At 74.9% G+C, this 14,871-nt stretch carries 14 protein-coding genes; 6 read left to right on the top strand and 8 right to left on the bottom strand.

Annotation, left to right across the window (positions count from 1 at the left end; translation table 11 throughout):
* Nucleotides 1–53: 53 nt before the first annotated feature.
* The 5 genes from PP1_RS29265 to PP1_RS29285 form a co-directional block, all read right to left on the bottom strand.
* Nucleotides 54–893 carry an arylamine N-acetyltransferase family protein gene (locus PP1_RS29265; protein ID WP_075314351.1) on the bottom strand — a complete coding sequence of 280 codons (840 nt, stop codon included), beginning with the start codon at nt 891–893 and terminating at the stop codon, nt 54–56.
* Nucleotides 894–934: 41 nt separating this feature from the next.
* A complete protein-coding gene (locus PP1_RS29270; RefSeq protein ID WP_010242205.1) occupies nt 935–1,987 on the bottom strand; it encodes an adenylate/guanylate cyclase domain-containing protein in 1,053 nt (350 codons plus the stop codon).
* A gap of 3 nt (nt 1,988–1,990) precedes the next feature.
* Complete coding sequence (locus tag PP1_RS29275; RefSeq protein ID WP_010242208.1) at nt 1,991–2,440, bottom strand: universal stress protein; 450 nt, start codon at nt 2,438–2,440, stop codon at nt 1,991–1,993.
* A gap of 116 nt (nt 2,441–2,556) precedes the next feature.
* Entirely contained in the window at nt 2,557–3,804 is a 1,248-nt protein-coding gene (locus PP1_RS29280) for a lycopene cyclase family protein (RefSeq protein ID WP_075314349.1), read from the bottom strand.
* Complete coding sequence (locus tag PP1_RS29285) at nt 3,801–4,580, bottom strand: SDR family oxidoreductase (protein ID WP_075314347.1); 780 nt, start codon at nt 4,578–4,580, stop codon at nt 3,801–3,803. The genes PP1_RS29280 and PP1_RS29285 overlap by 4 nt, the downstream gene beginning before the upstream one ends.
* Before the next feature lie 149 nt (nt 4,581–4,729).
* Between PP1_RS29285 and PP1_RS29290 the strand changes: the two genes are divergently transcribed.
* From PP1_RS29290 to PP1_RS29300, 3 genes are all read left to right on the top strand, one after another.
* Nucleotides 4,730–6,352, top strand: a complete 1,623-nt coding sequence (locus tag PP1_RS29290) for an ABC-F family ATP-binding cassette domain-containing protein (RefSeq protein ID WP_010240449.1) — start codon at nt 4,730–4,732, stop codon at nt 6,350–6,352.
* Between the two features lie 325 nt (nt 6,353–6,677).
* Nucleotides 6,678–6,887, top strand: coding sequence for a helix-turn-helix domain-containing protein (locus tag PP1_RS29295; protein WP_010240451.1), 210 nt, complete (start codon nt 6,678–6,680; stop codon nt 6,885–6,887).
* Nucleotides 6,888–7,096: 209 nt separating this feature from the next.
* Nucleotides 7,097–8,965, top strand: coding sequence for an ABC transporter ATP-binding protein (locus PP1_RS29300; RefSeq protein WP_010240453.1), 1,869 nt, complete (start codon nt 7,097–7,099; stop codon nt 8,963–8,965).
* A gap of 3 nt (nt 8,966–8,968) precedes the next feature.
* Here PP1_RS29300 and PP1_RS29305 read toward each other — a convergent pair whose 3' ends face one another.
* From PP1_RS29305 to PP1_RS29315, 3 genes are read right to left on the bottom strand one after another with little or no spacing between them, the layout of a single operon-like run.
* Nucleotides 8,969–9,595 (bottom strand): DAK2 domain-containing protein, encoded by a 627-nt coding sequence (locus PP1_RS29305; RefSeq protein WP_010240454.1) that lies wholly within the window; start codon nt 9,593–9,595, stop codon nt 8,969–8,971.
* The gene (locus tag PP1_RS29310; protein ID WP_010240456.1) at nt 9,592–10,620 is read right to left on the bottom strand and encodes a dihydroxyacetone kinase subunit DhaK; all 1,029 of its coding nucleotides are present in this window, start codon (nt 10,618–10,620) and stop codon (nt 9,592–9,594) included. The genes PP1_RS29305 and PP1_RS29310 overlap by 4 nt, the downstream gene beginning before the upstream one ends.
* Before the next feature lie 35 nt (nt 10,621–10,655).
* Entirely contained in the window at nt 10,656–11,231 is a 576-nt protein-coding gene (locus PP1_RS29315; RefSeq protein WP_010240459.1) for a TetR/AcrR family transcriptional regulator, read from the bottom strand.
* Nucleotides 11,232–11,353: 122 nt separating this feature from the next.
* Here PP1_RS29315 and egtA point away from each other — a divergent pair, with 122 nt between their 5' ends.
* The 3 genes from egtA to egtC are packed head-to-tail and all read left to right on the top strand — an operon-like array spanning nt 11,354 to nt 14,861.
* The gene (egtA, locus tag PP1_RS29320) at nt 11,354–12,748 is read left to right on the top strand and encodes an ergothioneine biosynthesis glutamate--cysteine ligase EgtA (protein ID WP_249266002.1); all 1,395 of its coding nucleotides are present in this window, start codon (nt 11,354–11,356) and stop codon (nt 12,746–12,748) included.
* Nucleotides 12,745–14,106, top strand: coding sequence for an ergothioneine biosynthesis protein EgtB (gene egtB / locus PP1_RS29325; RefSeq protein ID WP_010226959.1), 1,362 nt, complete (start codon nt 12,745–12,747; stop codon nt 14,104–14,106). The genes egtA and egtB overlap by 4 nt, the downstream gene beginning before the upstream one ends.
* A 2-nt stretch (nt 14,107–14,108) precedes the next feature.
* Nucleotides 14,109–14,861: an ergothioneine biosynthesis protein EgtC gene (gene egtC, locus PP1_RS29330; RefSeq protein ID WP_010226957.1), complete on the top strand. Its 753-nt coding sequence runs from the start codon at nt 14,109–14,111 to the stop codon at nt 14,859–14,861.
* Nucleotides 14,862–14,871: the final 10 nt, after the last annotated feature.

Raw genomic sequence — 14,871 nt, forward strand, 5'->3', positions numbered from 1 at the left:
TCGGGCCGGACCCCCGCGCGGGGGTCCGGCCCGGCGTGTGTCCGGGCACGGGCTCAGGAGAAGTGCACCTCGCGGATCCGGTCCTCCAGGCGGGGCACGCCGGAAGTGTCGATCCCGAAGCGGTCCTCCAGGACGTCGACGACCTCGGCCGGTGAGGTCAGCTCGCGGCGCTCGGTGGGTCCGCCGACGTACCGGACGGTGTGGTGGGTCCCGTCGAGGGTCGCGCGGTGGTCGTCCGCGGAGCGGGCGGCGGTGAGCCCGTTGCGGAACCCCGAGTCCGGGTGGTGGACGAGGTACCAGGAGCCCATCGCGTAGTCGACGTCCGGCGTCGGGACGAGGTCGAAGTCGTACTGGGTGACCCAGTCGCCGGACCCGCGCCGTTGCAGCCGCCACCCGCCGTCGTCGCCGCGGAGGTAGCGGTGGTCGGCGTGCGGGGTGGGCTGCACGGTGCCGCCGACGAGCCGCAGCGGCGTGGTCGGCACGGTCCCGCCGAAGCCGGCGTCGGCGACGAACGTGCCCTCGCCGGTCGCGACCAGCGTCAGCCGGTGCGTGCGTGAGGTGGCGGGGGCGTCGTCGCCGAGCCCGAGGCGGACCCGGCCGACCAGCGGGGTGACCTGGTACCCGAGGTCGCGCAGGACGTCGTGCAGGAGGCGGTTGTGCTCGAAGCACCAGCCCCCACGACGGCCGTGCACCAGTTTCGCGGCGACGCCGTCGCCGTCGACGGGCGGTTCGACCCCGGTGAAGGGGTCGAGGTTCTCGAACGGGATGGCCGCGACGTGGGCGCGCACGATCCGGGTGAGCAGCGCCAGGTCCGGCGGTCCCGGTACGACGCCGATGCGGTCGAGGTAGGCCGCCACGGTGGGTGGGGCGCCGGTCGCGCTGGTTGTCGCCATGGCCGTGAGCCTGCCGCCTGAACCGGGCTGCAGGTCAAGCCTCAGCGTTCCCGGGCACCGCGCAGGGCCCAGGCCCGCAGGTGGGTGTAGCCGCGGGTGTGGAGGGTCGCGATCCGCCGCAGGTCGAACCGCGGGTCGTCGCGCAGGGCCTCGTGCATCTCCCTGTCCACCAGCACGGTGTCCGGCCGGGCCTCGGAGGTGAGCCGGGCGGCGACGTTGACGACCTCGCCGTAGACGTCGCCGTAGCGGGACAGGACCATGCCGTGCGCGATCCCGATCCGCAGCTGCGGCAGCGACGGCTCGGTCCGCACCCGGTCCCGGAGACCGAGCGCGATCGCGGCGGCGTCGGCCGGGTGCTCGGTCACGTAGAGGACCTCGTCGCCGACGGTCTTCACGATGCGCCCGCGCCCGTTGGCGATCACCTCGTTGGTGGCCGCGCCGAACCGCTCCACCATCTCGCCGAGCTCGTCCATGGTGCGGCGCCGGGTGGTGCGGGTGAAGCCCACCATGTCGGCGAACCCCACCGACAACGGCCAGGTGTCCGCGACCATGGTCTCGGCGTCGGAGCGCTGCGCGCCGGCCGTCCACCGCGAGGCCGTCGCCGCCAGGTGCCGCCGCCACACGTACGCCTGCAGGTGCTCCAGCTCGGGCAGGACGTCCGCCGCGACCTGGGCGGCCGCGCGCGGGGTCAGCTCACCGGTGTAGGTGGCGGCGATCTGCGCGAGCATCCCGATCTGCCACTCGGCGAGCCGGGACAGCGACTGCGCGACCGCGCGGGCCACGGCCTCCCGGGCGCCGGGATCGGGCAGCCAGTCCCGGCTCAGCGCCCGGACCTTGCGTGCCGCGTCGAGATCGGCGCGGGTGAACATCCGCTCGTCCGGGTCGGAGTCCGGGAAGCCCATCGCGCGCCACAGGCGCCCGGACTCCTCCGGGTCGAGACCCGTCATCTCGACGAGCTCGTCCCGGGTGAACTCCCGGGGCGCACCGAGGATGAGCTCGTCGAGGACGGCGTCCGGGAGCTCGCTCCAGTCGATCGACGCAGGATCCGGCAGCTCCGTGCGTTCCCGGTCGTCGCCGGGCGAGGTGTCCGACACCGCTCAGGTGGTGTGCACGACCAGGACGTCGACACCGGCCCGGCGGGTCGCGTCGGCCGGGACCGAGCCGAGCAGGCGCCCGGAGAAGGTGTTCAGGCCACGGTTGCCGATGACGAGCAGGTCCGCGTGGTGGTCCTTGACCGCCTTGCGCAGCACGTCGACCGGAGCACCGTCCTCGGCGTGCGTACTGACGTTGGCAGCACCCACCTTCGCGGCCCGGTCGGCGGCCTCGCGGAGCGCCTCCTCGGCGGGTGTCCAGCCGGTGACGAGGTAGGCCTCGTCCTTCAGGGCGTCCTCCGCCGCGGCGGTGTCCTCGCGGCTCGCCGGGGTGTAGGCCGACACGATGACGAGGGTGGCGCCGCTGTCGGCGGCGACCCCGGCGGCACGCTCGACGGCGGCGAACGAGGTGGACGAGCCGTCGGTGCCGACGACGATGGTCTGGTAAGCGGGCATGGGCCACCTCCGGGTGGGGAGCGGACCACCCCGGTTCCGCGCCGCAGGCGGTCCTCTGCACTGAGTCGTTCGACGCTACTACTGGTACCCGTTCAACTGATCATGAGGGCGGCGGGTCACCGTCCTTTCGGGTGAAACGGTGCCGCGGAGCGGAGCATGTGCCACCTGACCGGTGCGGTGGCGGCCCCGAACACCCCCGCCATCCCGGCGAGGGTCCCGGGCAGGTCGTCGCGGCCGGTGAGGAACGCCCGCCCGCGGGGCCCGGTGAAGAAGGCGTCGAAGAACGACGGCACCAGACCGGCCGGCAGGTCGAGCACGGTCCGCAGCCCGTGCCGTCGCAGCCGGTGCACCAGGCGGGCCGACCGTGACCAGAGCAGCCGGTGCGCGGCCGTCGTGGCGCGGGCCGGGTCGTCCGGGAGGTGCCGGGCGAGGACGTCGGCGAGCGCCGGGGCGAGCCGCAGCGCGGGGGCGACGCTGAACCCGGTGGCCGGGTGCACCAGCGGTGTCGCGGCGCCGAACGGCAGCGGGTGGCGCGGCCCGCGCGGGGTGTCGACGGGGAAGCGCACCCGCTCGACCGGCGCGTCCCCGGGCACGACGACGCCGAGTGCGTCCAGCCGTGCGGCCAGCCGGTCCCGCAGTTCCGGCAGCGGCAGCCCGGGCCGCCGCGCCAGCGAGGTCTCCTCCAGGAGGACGGAGCCGTCGCCGTAGGGGACGGCGTAGAGGAACGTCGGCCAGTCGGTCCATCCCGCGGGGGGCTCGGTGGCGGGGGAGCGCCAGTCCATGAACACGGCCTCGCCCGGCGCGACGACCGGCGCGGCCGCCGCCTCCGGGACGACGACGCCGTAGGCGGTCTGCTCGGCCCGGGTCCCGGCCGCCGGGCGGAGCCGGGACGGCGCGCCCGTCGCGTCGGCGACGAGCGCGGAGGTGACCTGCCCGGTGCCGGTGCCTGCGCCGGTGCCCCGGAGCCGGACCCGGTACCCGTCCGGCCCGGGGCGGACGTCGCCGTCGTCGGCGCGGCCGGACAGCACGGTGACGCCGGTCAGTCCTGCGTCCAGGTGCGCGCGCAGCCCCCCGGTGTCCAGCACCAGGTACGGACCGAGATCGCGGGTGCCACCGTCCCCCGGGACGACGACGCGCGCCGGCGGCCGGGCGGCGACCGCGGACTCCGGGAGACCGGGGGGAAGCTCCTCCGGCCAGGCGCAGTAGGTCGCCGTCCAGGGCCGGTCCGGCGCGGGGTCGGCGAGCGCGGTGCGCAGGCCGCGGGCCGCGCAGGCGCCTGCCAGCGCCCGACCGGCCGGACCGCCGCCGAGCACGAGGACGTCGACCTCGCACCCGCTCGGCGGACGGTCGCCGGGTGAGGTCACGCGTGGCGGCCCGTGGCGAGGCTGCCGCCGTCGATCCGCAGGGTCTCCCCGGTGATCCAGGAGGCGGCGTCGGACACCAGGAACGCGACGGCCTCGGCGACGTCGGCGGGCACCCCGAGCCGCTTGAGCGGGTAGGTCGCGGCGACCCCCTCCTCGTCGTGCGCGTACAGCGCCTCGGCGAAGCGGGTCTTCACCACCGCGGGCGCGACGGCGTTGACCCGGATCCCGGGGCCGAGCTGCCCGGCGAGATCCTCGGTGATCTTGATCAGGGCGGCCTTCGACGCCCCGTACGCCGCGATCGCGCCGGCCGGCCGCAGCCCGCCGACGGAGGCGACGTTCACCACCGAGCCGCCGTGGGTGCCCAGCCAGGCCCGGTGTGCCTCCTGGACGAAGCCGAGCGCGGCGACGACGTTGACGTCGAAGACCTTCCGGACGGCGTCGAGGTCGGCCTCGACCAGCGGCCCGTAGTGCGGGTTGGTCCCGGCGTTGTTGACCAGGACGTCGAGGGAGCCGAACGCCGCGACCGTCCGGTCGACGGCGTCGGTGCGGTGCGCGGCGTCGCCCGCGTTGCCCGCCACCGCGAGGACCCGGTCCGGGCCGGCCCCGGTCTCCGCCGCGAGGGAGGCGGCCGCCGCCTCCAGCTCGGGGGCCTTGCGACCGGTGACCGTGACGGACGCGCCACGGGCGAGCAGGCCGGCCGCGATGCCGTAACCGATGCCGCGCGAGGCGCCGGTGACCAGCGCCGCACGGCCGGACAGGGAGGTGAGATCGGTCATGGCGACCGACCCTACGTGGGGAAACCGTTCGACCGGGCCGGTAGCCTTGGCGCGTGGTCCTGATCGAGTAGCCGGCGCACCGGGCACCGCCGTGCCCGCAGCCCGTCCTCTCAGCGCCGCCCTCCGCACTCCGTCTGGAGCTTCTTCACGTGATCACCGCGACCGACCTCGAACTGCGTGCCGGGTCCCGCATCCTGCTCTCCGGGGCGAACCTGCGCATCCAGCCCGGCGACCGGATCGGCCTCGTCGGCCGCAACGGCGCAGGCAAGACCACCTCGATGCGCGTCCTGGCGGGGGAGGGTGAGCCCTACTCGGGCGACATCGCGTCGAACTCGCCGGTCGGCTACCTCCCGCAGGACCCGCGCGAGGGTGACCTGTCGGTCACGGCGAAGGACCGGGTGCTGTCGGCCCGCGGCCTGGACACGCTGCTGGCCAAGATGGAGAAGGCCCAGACGGCGATGGCCGAGCTGGTCGACGGCCCGGAGAACGAGAAGGTCGTCCGCGAGTACGGCCGCCTCGAGGAGCGGTTCTCCGCACTCGGCGGCTACGCGGCGGAGTCCGAGGCCGCGCGGATCTGCACCCACCTCGGCCTGCCGGACCGGGTGCTCGCCCAGCCGATGCGCACCCTGTCCGGTGGCCAGCGCCGCCGGGTGGAGCTGGCCCGGATCCTGTTCGCGGCCTCCGACGGCGGCTCCCAGTCGGCGACGACGCTGCTGCTCGACGAGCCGACGAACCACCTCGACGCCGACTCGATCACCTGGCTGCGCGGGTTCCTGCAGAACCACGAGGGCGGGCTCGTCGTGATCAGCCACGACACCGACCTGCTGGCCGCGGTCGTCAACAAGGTCTGGTTCCTCGACGCCACCCGCGGCGAGGCCGACCAGTACAACATGGACTGGAAGCGGTACCTCGAGGCGCGCGCGACCGACGAGAAGCGCCGCCGCCGGGAGCGTGCGAACGCCGAGAAGAAGGCGTCCGCGCTACACACCCAGGCCGCGAAGATGGGTGCGAAGGCCACCAAGGCCGTCGCCGCGAAGAACATGGCCCGCCGGGCCGACCAGCTGCTCGCCGGGCTCGACGAGGAGCGCCAGGACGACCGGGTCGCGAAGATCCGGTTCCCCACCCCGGCGCCCTGCGGCCGGACCCCGATGACGGCCGAGGGGCTGTCCAAGGCGTACGGCTCGCTGGAGGTGTTCACCGGCGTCGACCTCGCGGTGGACCGCGGGTCGAAGGTCGTCGTGCTGGGCCTCAACGGCGCGGGCAAGACGACGCTGCTGCGCCTGCTCGCCGGCACCGAGACGCCGGACGCGGGTGACGTCGTCCCCGGGCACGGGCTGCGGACCGGCTACTTCGCCCAGGAGCACGACACGCTCGACATGGACGCCAGCGTCTGGGACAACATCCGGCACGCCTCGCCGCACGCCCACGAGCAGCAGCTGCGCACGCTGCTGGGGTCGTTCATGTTCTCCGGCGAGCAGCTCGACCAGCCTGCCGGGACGCTGTCCGGCGGCGAGCGCACCCGGCTCGCGCTGGCCGGGCTGGTGTCGTCCGCGGCGAACGTGCTGCTGCTCGACGAGCCGACGAACAACCTGGACCCGGCCAGCCGGGAGCAGGTGCTCGACGCACTGCGCCGGTTCGAGGGCTCCGTGGTGCTGGTGACGCACGACCCGGGCGCGGTCGAGGCGCTGGAGCCGGACCGGGTGATCGTGCTCCCGGACGGCACCGAGGACCACTGGTCGGCGGAGTACCTGGAGCTCGTCCAGCTCGCGTGACGGCCGGACCGGTGATCACCCGCCGGTCGTCGCACGGCGTCGTGATCACCCGACCGGAGCATCGCGATCATGGATGGTGACCGCTCCTGTGATGATCGGGTTCTACCCATTGTCCGCTACAGATTCCATCGGGTGACGTGGTTCTGCTGATCGATCTACCCGTGTTCGACCGGTCACTGATCGGTATGCGCCGTTTGGGGTAACCGCTCACCGATCTCGTTTTCCGCGTTCTGGCCAGAAATCCTCATCTGGATCATCATGGCCTGATCGTCGCGCCGGATGCGGCGGTCCGCGGGGGCATCCGCGGTGGGGATGAGGAGGGCCCATGGCCGAGTTGAAGAAGGGCGCCCGGATCACCGGGACGCAGCGGGGGAAACTCGCCGCGGATCTGAAGAAGAAGTACGAGAAGGGCGCCAGCATCCGCTCGCTCGCCGAGCAGACCGGTCGCTCGTACGGATTCGTGCACCGCGTTCTCTCCGAGACCGGAGTGACGCTGCGCGGGCGCGGAGGCGCCACGCGCACCAAGAAGAAGTAGCACCCGCGGCGGCGCGCGCCGGGCACGGCGCGCGCCCAGGAACGACCTCCGGCGACGCCGTCGACCGGGCCCGCGACACGGGCCCGGGGCGGCGTCGTCGTCCGTCCGGCACCGGTCGCCGCGCCGGGCGTCCCGCGTCGTCGTAACGTGGACCTTCGCCGTCCACCACCGGCGAAAGGGACACACCGTTGGATCGCCCGCTCACCCTGATGCGCGGAGTCGTCCGGGGAGCGGACTCGACGTCCATCCGCCGTGGCTCCATCGCCGAGGGCACCTGGCCCCGCATCTGGGCCTTCGTCCGCCCGTACAAGCGCTGGCTGCTGGCCTACCTGGCGCTGACCACCGTCACCGCGGTGATCGGTGTCGTCACGCCGCTGCTGGCCGGCCGGGTGGTCAACACCATCGTCGACGCGAACCGTCTCCCGGACGCCGCCCGGGTGATCATCGTGATCGCCGCGGGCATCGCCGGGATGGCGGTGCTGGAGGCGGTCGTCGGGCTCGCCGGCCGCTGGTTCTCCTCCCGGCTCGGCGAGGGACTGATCGAGGACCTGCGGGTCGCGGTGTTCTCGCACGTGCAGGCGATGCCGCTGGCGTTCTTCGCCCGCACCCGCACAGGCGCGCTGGTCAGCAGGCTGAACAACGACGTCATCGGCGCCCAGACCGCGATCACCGGCACGCTGTCGACGGTGCTGTCCAACAGCATCCAACTGGTCCTGGCCGTCGCCGTGATGATCGGGCTCGCCTGGCAGGTCACCGTGCTGGCGATGCTGTTGCTGCCGATCTTCGTGCTCCCCGCCCGCCGGATGGGCATCTGGCTCGCGGAGCTGCGGCGGGAGGCCGCGGAGCTGAACGCGACCATGGGCAACCAGATGACCGAGCGGTTCTCCGCACCCGGCGCCACCCTGGTGAAGCTCTTCGGCGACCCCGGCGAGGAGGCGGCGGTCTTCCGCGGGCAGGTCGCCCGGGTCCGCGAGATCGGGGTCCGGTCGGCCATGGTCTCCCGGCTGTTCGTCACGGCCCTGCAGCTGGTGTCCGCGCTCGCCCAGGCCCTGATCTACGGGCTCGGCGGCTACCTGGCGGTGACCGGCGCGATCCCGCCCGGGACCGTCGTCGCGCTTGGGCTGCTGCTGACCCGGCTCTACACGCCGATGACGGCGCTGGCGAACGCCCGCGTCGACGTCATGACCGCGCTCGTCGCGTTCGAGCGCGTCTTCGAGGTGCTGGACCTCCGGCCGGCGATCACCGAGCGACCGCGGACCTCGCCGCTGCCCGCCGGCCCGGTCGACGTCCGGCTGCGCGACGTGCGGTTCACCTACCCGAGCGCCGAGGACGTCTCGCTGGCCTCGCTGGAGGAGGTGGCGGTGCTCGACCAGCGGACCAACACCGAGGTGCTGCACGGGGTGGACCTGCACATCCGCGGTGGCGGGCTGCTCGCGCTGGTCGGCACGTCCGGCGCCGGCAAGTCCACGCTGGCCTCGCTGGTCCCGCGGCTCTACGACGTCGGCTCCGGCGCCGTCGAGCTGGCCGGCGTCGACGTCCGCGACCTGAGCTTCGCCACCCTGCGCGGCGCGGTCGGCATGGTCACCCAGGACGGGCACCTGTTCCACGACACGATCGCCGGGAACCTGCGCTACGCCGCCCCGGACGCCACCGACGACGAGATGGTCGACGCGCTGCACAGGGCACGGCTGGGGGAGCTGCTCGCCCTGCTCCCCGACGGTCTCGCCACCGTCGTGGGGGAGCGCGGCTACCGGCTCTCCGGCGGTGAGCGCCAGCGGCTCACCATCGCCCGGCTGCTGCTCGCCCGGCCGCGGGTGGTGATCCTCGACGAGGCGACCGCGCACCTGGACTCCGAGTCCGAGGTCGCCGTCCAGGAGGCACTGACCGAGGCGCTCGCCGGGCGGACGGCGATCGTCATCGCGCACCGGCTGTCCACGGTGCGGGCGGCGGACCGGATCGCCGTCCTGGAGGCCGGGCAGGTCGTGGAGACCGGTACGCACGACGAACTGCTGGCCGCCGGCGGCCGGTACGCCACCCTGCACCGGACCCAGTTCGCGCCGGAGGAGGCGCGGACGTAGCGCTCAGCCGAGGCCGGGCAGCGGCGGCGTGAGCGTGGCTTCCGGTTCGGCGACGCGCGCGATCGCCCAGAACAGCACGGCGACCCCGACCGCGCCCGGGTCGGGCTCGCCCTTGGCCCGCTCACCGACGTAGGACGCCCGGCCGTGCCGTGCGGTGAGGTCGGCGGTCCCCTCGGCACCCTCACGGGCGGCGGTGGCGGCCGCGGCGACCCCGTCCCGGCCCAAGGCCGTGACGGCCGGGGCGAGGGCGTCGACCAGCGTCCGGTCGCCGACCTCGGCCTCGCCGACCCGCTGGATCGCGGTCAGCCCGGCCCGGGCGCCGGCGGCCAGCGCGGCGACGTCGTGGGTGCCGGGGGCGTGCGACGACGTCAGGGACCGTGCGATCTCGGTGAACAGCAGCCCGAGCAGCGGGCCGCTCGTGCCCCCGACCTCGTCGAGGAACACCTCGCCGAGCGCGGAGAACCCGCGCCGCGGGCCCCGTTCGGCGAGCCGCACCGCGTGCCGGACCCCGGCCCGCAGGTTGTCGCCGAAGTCGCCGTCACCGGAGTGCTGGTCGAGGTCGGTGAGCGCCCCGTGGCCGTCCTCGACGGCGCGGGCGAACCGGTCCAGCACGGCGTCCTGGTCGATCACCGGGCCACCTCCTCGTGCTGCCGCGGGAACGCGGCGGTCTCGGCGGGTGCGGCCCAGTGGTCCTTCCACGCGGGCTGCATCCGGGTCAGGGTCAGCGAGAACCCGGCCATGTCGAGGGCCGGGACGAACGTGCCCACCAGGAGCCCGGCGAGGTTCAGCCCGCGCTCCGCGAGCCCGGTGGCGGCGAGCTCGGCGAGCACGTACAGCTCGAGCAGCGCGGTGCCGCCCATGCCGTTGACGACGAGGACGACGTCGCTGCTCGGCGGTCCGCCCACCTCGTCGGGCAGCCCGGCCACGATCTCGTCGAGCATCCGGGCGACGAGCTCCCCGGTGGGCGGGCGCGGGATCGAGCGCTGCGCCCGCTCGCCGTGGATGCCGACGCCGTAGTCGAGCTCGCCGTCGAGGGCGAACGCCGGTTCACCGGTCCGGGCGGAGGTCTGCGCCCGGGACGCGACGGCGAGGCTCCGCGAGGCGGCCGCGACGTCGGACCCGAGCGCGGCCAGCTCGGCCGCTCCGGCGCCGGCGTCGGCGGCCGCACCGAGGATCTTCTCCACGACGACGGTCGCACCGGTGCCGCGCCGCCCGGTGGCGGTGTCGAGGCCGTCGGTGGCGAGGTCGTCGTCGACGAGGACCCGGTGGACGTCGATCCCCTCCATGCGCAGCCGCTCGGCGGCGATGCCGAAGTTGATCCGGTCGCCGGTGTAGTTCTTGACGACGTGGATCACGCCCCCGGGGCCCGCGGCGGCGCGGGAGGCGTGCAGCACGGCCTTGTTGTGCGGTGAGGTGAACACCGGGCCGGGGGCGACGGCGTCGAGCATCCCGCGGCCGAGGAAGCCCGCGTGCAGCGGCTCGTGCCCGGAGCCGCCGCCGGAGACGAGGCCGACCCGCCTGCCGGGCGCGCGGTGCCGGGCGACCAGGTGGATCGGGTCCTCGCGCAGCTCGACGAGATCGGCGTGCGCCCGGGCGAACCCGCGGACGGCCACCGGTACCGGGTCGTCACCGGCCGGGTGGAAGGGGAACGGCATGCGCCCGATCATCCTGCCGCGCAGGCCCGGGCGCATCAGGGGGTGTGGGCGGCGGCCCGGACCCCGTTCTCCACGACGTCCAGCACGGCGTCGAGGTCGTCGGCGGGCAGGCCCATCGCCAGGTGCGACACCAGGCCCTCCAGGACGAGCTCCAGGTACTGGGCGAGCACCGGCACCGGGACGTCGTCGCGCAGCGCACCGGCCGCGGCCTGGCGTTCCAGCCGGGCCCGGGTCGCCGCGGTGAGCGCACCGGAGTGCTCCTGCCAGCGGGCCCGGAACTCCGGGTCGGTGCGCAGCCGCCGGGACACCTCCAGCCGGGTGCCCAGCCAGCTGCGGTCCGACCGGTCGTCGAGCAGTTCGCGCATCACCTGCACCAGGCCCTGCTCGGCGACGACACCGGCCATCCGGCCGGCGTCGTCCTCGGCGAGCGCGAGGAACAGCGCCTCCTTGTCCCGGAAGTAGTGGAAGATCGCGCCGCGGGACAGCCCGGTGTACTGCTCCAGCCGGCGGACGGTCGCGCCCTCGTAGCCGTGGTCGGCGAAACAGGTGCGCGCGCCGTCCAGGATCTGCCGCCGTCGGGCGGCGAGCTGGTCCGTGCTGACGCGGGGCATGGCACCAGTATTCCGTACGGTTGTCCGGCTTGCCGGGGGCCGTGACGGGCGCGTCCCGGGTGTGGCGATCCGGACCCGCCGACGACCTGCGATCGTCACACGGCAGGGGTAGCGTTTTCGTGGTGACCACGCACGAGGAGAGCACCGGCCGGGGCGACGGTGTGCTCCGGAGCCGGGCTGCGGCCGAGGCCTACGTCGCCTCGGTCTGCTTCAAGCACGGGCCCCCCGCCCTGGTGGGCGTCGAGATCGAGTGGATGCTCCACCACCCCGACCGTCCGGCCGACCCCGTCGACCCGGACCTCCTGCGCACCGCGCTCGGTGCACACACCCCACCCGCCCTGGATCCCGCCTCGCACGGGCTGCCGCTGCCCGCCGGGGGAGTCGTCACCGTCGAGCCCGGTGGCCAGATCGAGATCTCCAGTGCCCCGTCGGACGGCCTCACCCCGCTGATCGGTGACGTGACCGCCGACGCCGCACACCTCCACGAACTCCTCGCCCGGTACGGGCTGCACCCGCACGCGCGCGCCGCGGACCCGGTCCGCCCCGCGCAGCGTCTCCTCGACCTCCCGCGCTACGCCGCGATGGAGTGCGTGTTCGACCAGGTCGGACCGCACGGCCGGAGCGGCATGTGCTCCACCTCCGCCGTCCAGGTCAGCCTCGACGCCGGTCCCGCCGACACGGTCGCCGACCGCTGGGCGGTGCTGCACGAGCTGGGCCCGGTGCTCCTCGCCGCGTTCGCGAACTCGCCGGTGCAGCACGGCCGCCGGACCGGCTGGAAGTCGTCCCGGCAGGCGTGCTGGCTCAGCCTGGACCCGTCCCGCACCGCGCCGCCGGAGCTCCTGGCCGCGGGGGAGGACCCGGCCGCCGCCTGGGCGCGGCGGGTGGTCGACACCCCGCTGCTCTGCGTCCGCGGGACGGGGTCCTGGGCGGTGCCGTCCGGGGTGACGTTCGCCGACTGGGCCTCCGGCGCGGTCCGCGACGGCATCCTCGCCCGGCCGCCGACGCTCGCCGATCTCGACTACCACGTCTCGACCCTGTTCCCGCCGGTCCGTCCGCAGGGCCATCTCGAGGTCCGCTACGTCGACGGCCAGCCCGGCGACGACTGGGCGGTCCCGGCGGCGGTGCTGCTCGCGCTGACGTCGTCGGACGGGGTCGTCGACCGGGTCCGGGAGATCTGCGAGCCGGTGCGCGACGCGTGGGTGCCCGCGGCCCGCGACGCGCTCGCCGACCCGGCACTGGCCGCCGCCGCGGCCGCGCTGTTCCCGCTCGCCCACGAGGTCCTCGCCGCCGGCGGGCACCCCCTGACCACCGCGCCGGGGCCGCTGCTCGCCCGGTTGCGGGAGATCACCGAGCACCGGGTGCTGCGCGGCCGGTGCCCCGCCGACGACGTGTTCCCGCTGGAGGACGGCACCGCGGCGGCCGCCGCCGTCCCGTTCCCGGCCGGGCTCCACCTGGGCGACGTCCCGGGACCCCGCGAGACCGCCGAGCGCCACCGCATCGAGGAGGGTGTGCGATGACCGTCCAGCCGACCACCGGACCCGCCGTGCCCGGCGAGTCCCCGGAGGCGATGCGCGACCGCGTGGCCGCGCTGCTCGCCCGCTCCCGCGACCGCAGCACCGGCCTCACCGCACTCGACGACGCCGAGCTGCAGGCCCAGCACTCCCCGCTGATGTCCCCGCTGGTCTGGGACCTCGCCCACATCGGCTCCCAGGAGGAGCTGTGGCTGGTCCGCGACGTCGGCGGCCGTGAGCCGCTGCGCCCCGAGATCGACGGCCTGTACGACGCCTTCCAGCACACCCGCTCGTCCCGGGTGGAGCTGCCGCTGCTCACCCCGGCCGAGGCCCGGCAGTACGTCGGGGAGGTCCGGGACAAGGCGCTCGACGCGCTGCACCGCAGCCCGCTGCGCGGCCGTCCGCTGGAGACCGACGGCTTCGCCTTCGGCATGATCGTCCAGCACGAGCAGCAGCACGACGAGACGATGCTCGCCACCCACCAGCTGCGCGACGGCACCCCGGTGCTCGACGCGCCGCCCCCGCCCCGCCCGGCGACACCGGCGACCCCGGGCGCCGAGGTGCTCGTCCCGGCGGGACCGTTCGAGATGGGCACCTCCGCGGAGCCGTGGGCGCTGGACAACGAGCGTCCTGCGCACACCGTCGACGTGCCGGCGTTCCTCATCGACGCCTACCCCGTCACGAACGGGCAGTACCTCGCGTTCGTCGATGCCGGTGGCTACGACGACCAGCGGCTCTGGACGGACACCGGCTGGGCGCACCGGCTCGCGGAGGACCTGACCGCGCCGCGGTTCTGGTCCCGCGACGCCGACGGCACCTGGTGGCGGCGCCGGTTCGGCGTCGTCGAGCGGGTCCCGCACGACGAGCCCGTCGTCCACGTGACCTTCCACGAGGCCCAGGCCTACGCCCGGTGGGCGGGCAGGAGGCTGCCCACCGAGGCGGAGTGGGAGAAGGCCGCCCGGTTCGACCCGGCGACCGGCCGCTCCCGGCGCTTCCCCTGGGGCGACGACGAGCCGGCCGCGCGGCACGCCAACCTCGGGCAGCGGCACCTGCGGCCCGCGCCGGTCGGCGCCTACCCGGACGGCGCCTCCGCGCTGGGCGTGCACCAGCTGCTCGGCGACGTCTGGGAGTGGTGCGACTCCGGCTGGCACCCCTACCCGGGCTACCGGATGTACCCGTACCCCGAGTACTCCGAGGTGTTCTTCGGCAAGGACTACAAGGTCCTGCGCGGGGGATCGTTCGGCACCGACCCGGCCGCGGTGCGGGCCACGTTCCGCAACTGGGACCACCCGATCCGCCGGCAGATCTTCTCCGGGTTCCGGCTGGCGCGCGACGCCCGCCCGGCCGTCGACACCGCCCGCTGACGGTGTGCCGGCACCTGGCCCACCTCGGTCCGCCGCGCACGCTGGCCTCGATCCTGCTCGAACCGGAGCACGGGCTGCTCGCGCAGTCCTACGCCCCGGCCGACATGCGGGGCGGCGGCACGATCAACGCCGACGGCTACGGCGCCGGCTGGTACCCGGCGCCCGGCGCCGCGCCCGTCCGGGTCCGCTCGGCGAGCCCGCTGTGGGCCGACCCGTCGTTCGCGGCGCTGGCCGGGGCGACGTCGTCGGGCGCGGTGCTGGCGGCGATCCGGTCCGCGACGGTCGGGATGCCCGTCGTGGAGACGGCCGCCGCCCCCTTCACCGACGGCCGGTGGCTGTTCAGCCACAACGGCGTCGTCCGGGGGTGGCCGGGGTCGCTGGTGAAGGCCGCGTCCGGGCTCCCGGCCGAGGACCTCATGACCCTCGACGCCCCGACCGACTCCGCCGTGCTGTGGGCGCTCGTCCGACGCAGGCTCGCCGCCGGCGACGACCCCGGCACGGTGCTCGCGGAGACCTGCGAGCTCGTCGAGCGTGACGCCCCGGACTCCCGGCTGAACCTGCTGCTCACCGACGGCGGGACGGTCTGGGCGACGGCCTGGCGGCACGCGCTCGCCGTCCGTTCCACCCCGGACGCGACGACCGTCGCCTCCGAACCCACCCACGCGTTCCCCGACTGGACCCAGGTGCCCGACCGGCACCTGGTGGTGGCCCGCCCGGGTCACCACGAGCTGCACCCGGTGACACCCGACCGGTAACCCAAGGAGC

This window comes from Pseudonocardia sp. P1, assembly GCF_000178675.2.
Taxonomy (GTDB): Bacteria; Actinomycetota; Actinomycetes; order Mycobacteriales; family Pseudonocardiaceae; genus Pseudonocardia.

Excerpts from the sequence above, each read along its gene's own strand:
- PP1_RS29265 (WP_075314351.1), bottom strand. The coding sequence starts at position 893 with ATGGCGACAACCAGCGCGACCGGCGCCCCACCCACCGTGGCGGCCTAC.
- PP1_RS29275 (WP_010242208.1), bottom strand. The coding sequence starts at position 2,440 with ATGCCCGCTTACCAGACCATCGTCGTCGGCACCGACGGCTCGTCCACC.
- PP1_RS29285 (WP_075314347.1), bottom strand. The coding sequence starts at position 4,580 with ATGACCGATCTCACCTCCCTGTCCGGCCGTGCGGCGCTGGTCACCGGC.
- PP1_RS29295 (WP_010240451.1), top strand. The coding sequence starts at position 6,678 with ATGGCCGAGTTGAAGAAGGGCGCCCGGATCACCGGGACGCAGCGGGGG.
- PP1_RS29300 (WP_010240453.1), top strand. The coding sequence starts at position 7,097 with ATGCGCGGAGTCGTCCGGGGAGCGGACTCGACGTCCATCCGCCGTGGC.
- PP1_RS29310 (WP_010240456.1), bottom strand. The coding sequence starts at position 10,620 with ATGCCGTTCCCCTTCCACCCGGCCGGTGACGACCCGGTACCGGTGGCC.
- PP1_RS29315 (WP_010240459.1), bottom strand. The coding sequence starts at position 11,231 with ATGCCCCGCGTCAGCACGGACCAGCTCGCCGCCCGACGGCGGCAGATC.
- egtB (WP_010226959.1), top strand. The coding sequence starts at position 12,745 with ATGACCGTCCAGCCGACCACCGGACCCGCCGTGCCCGGCGAGTCCCCG.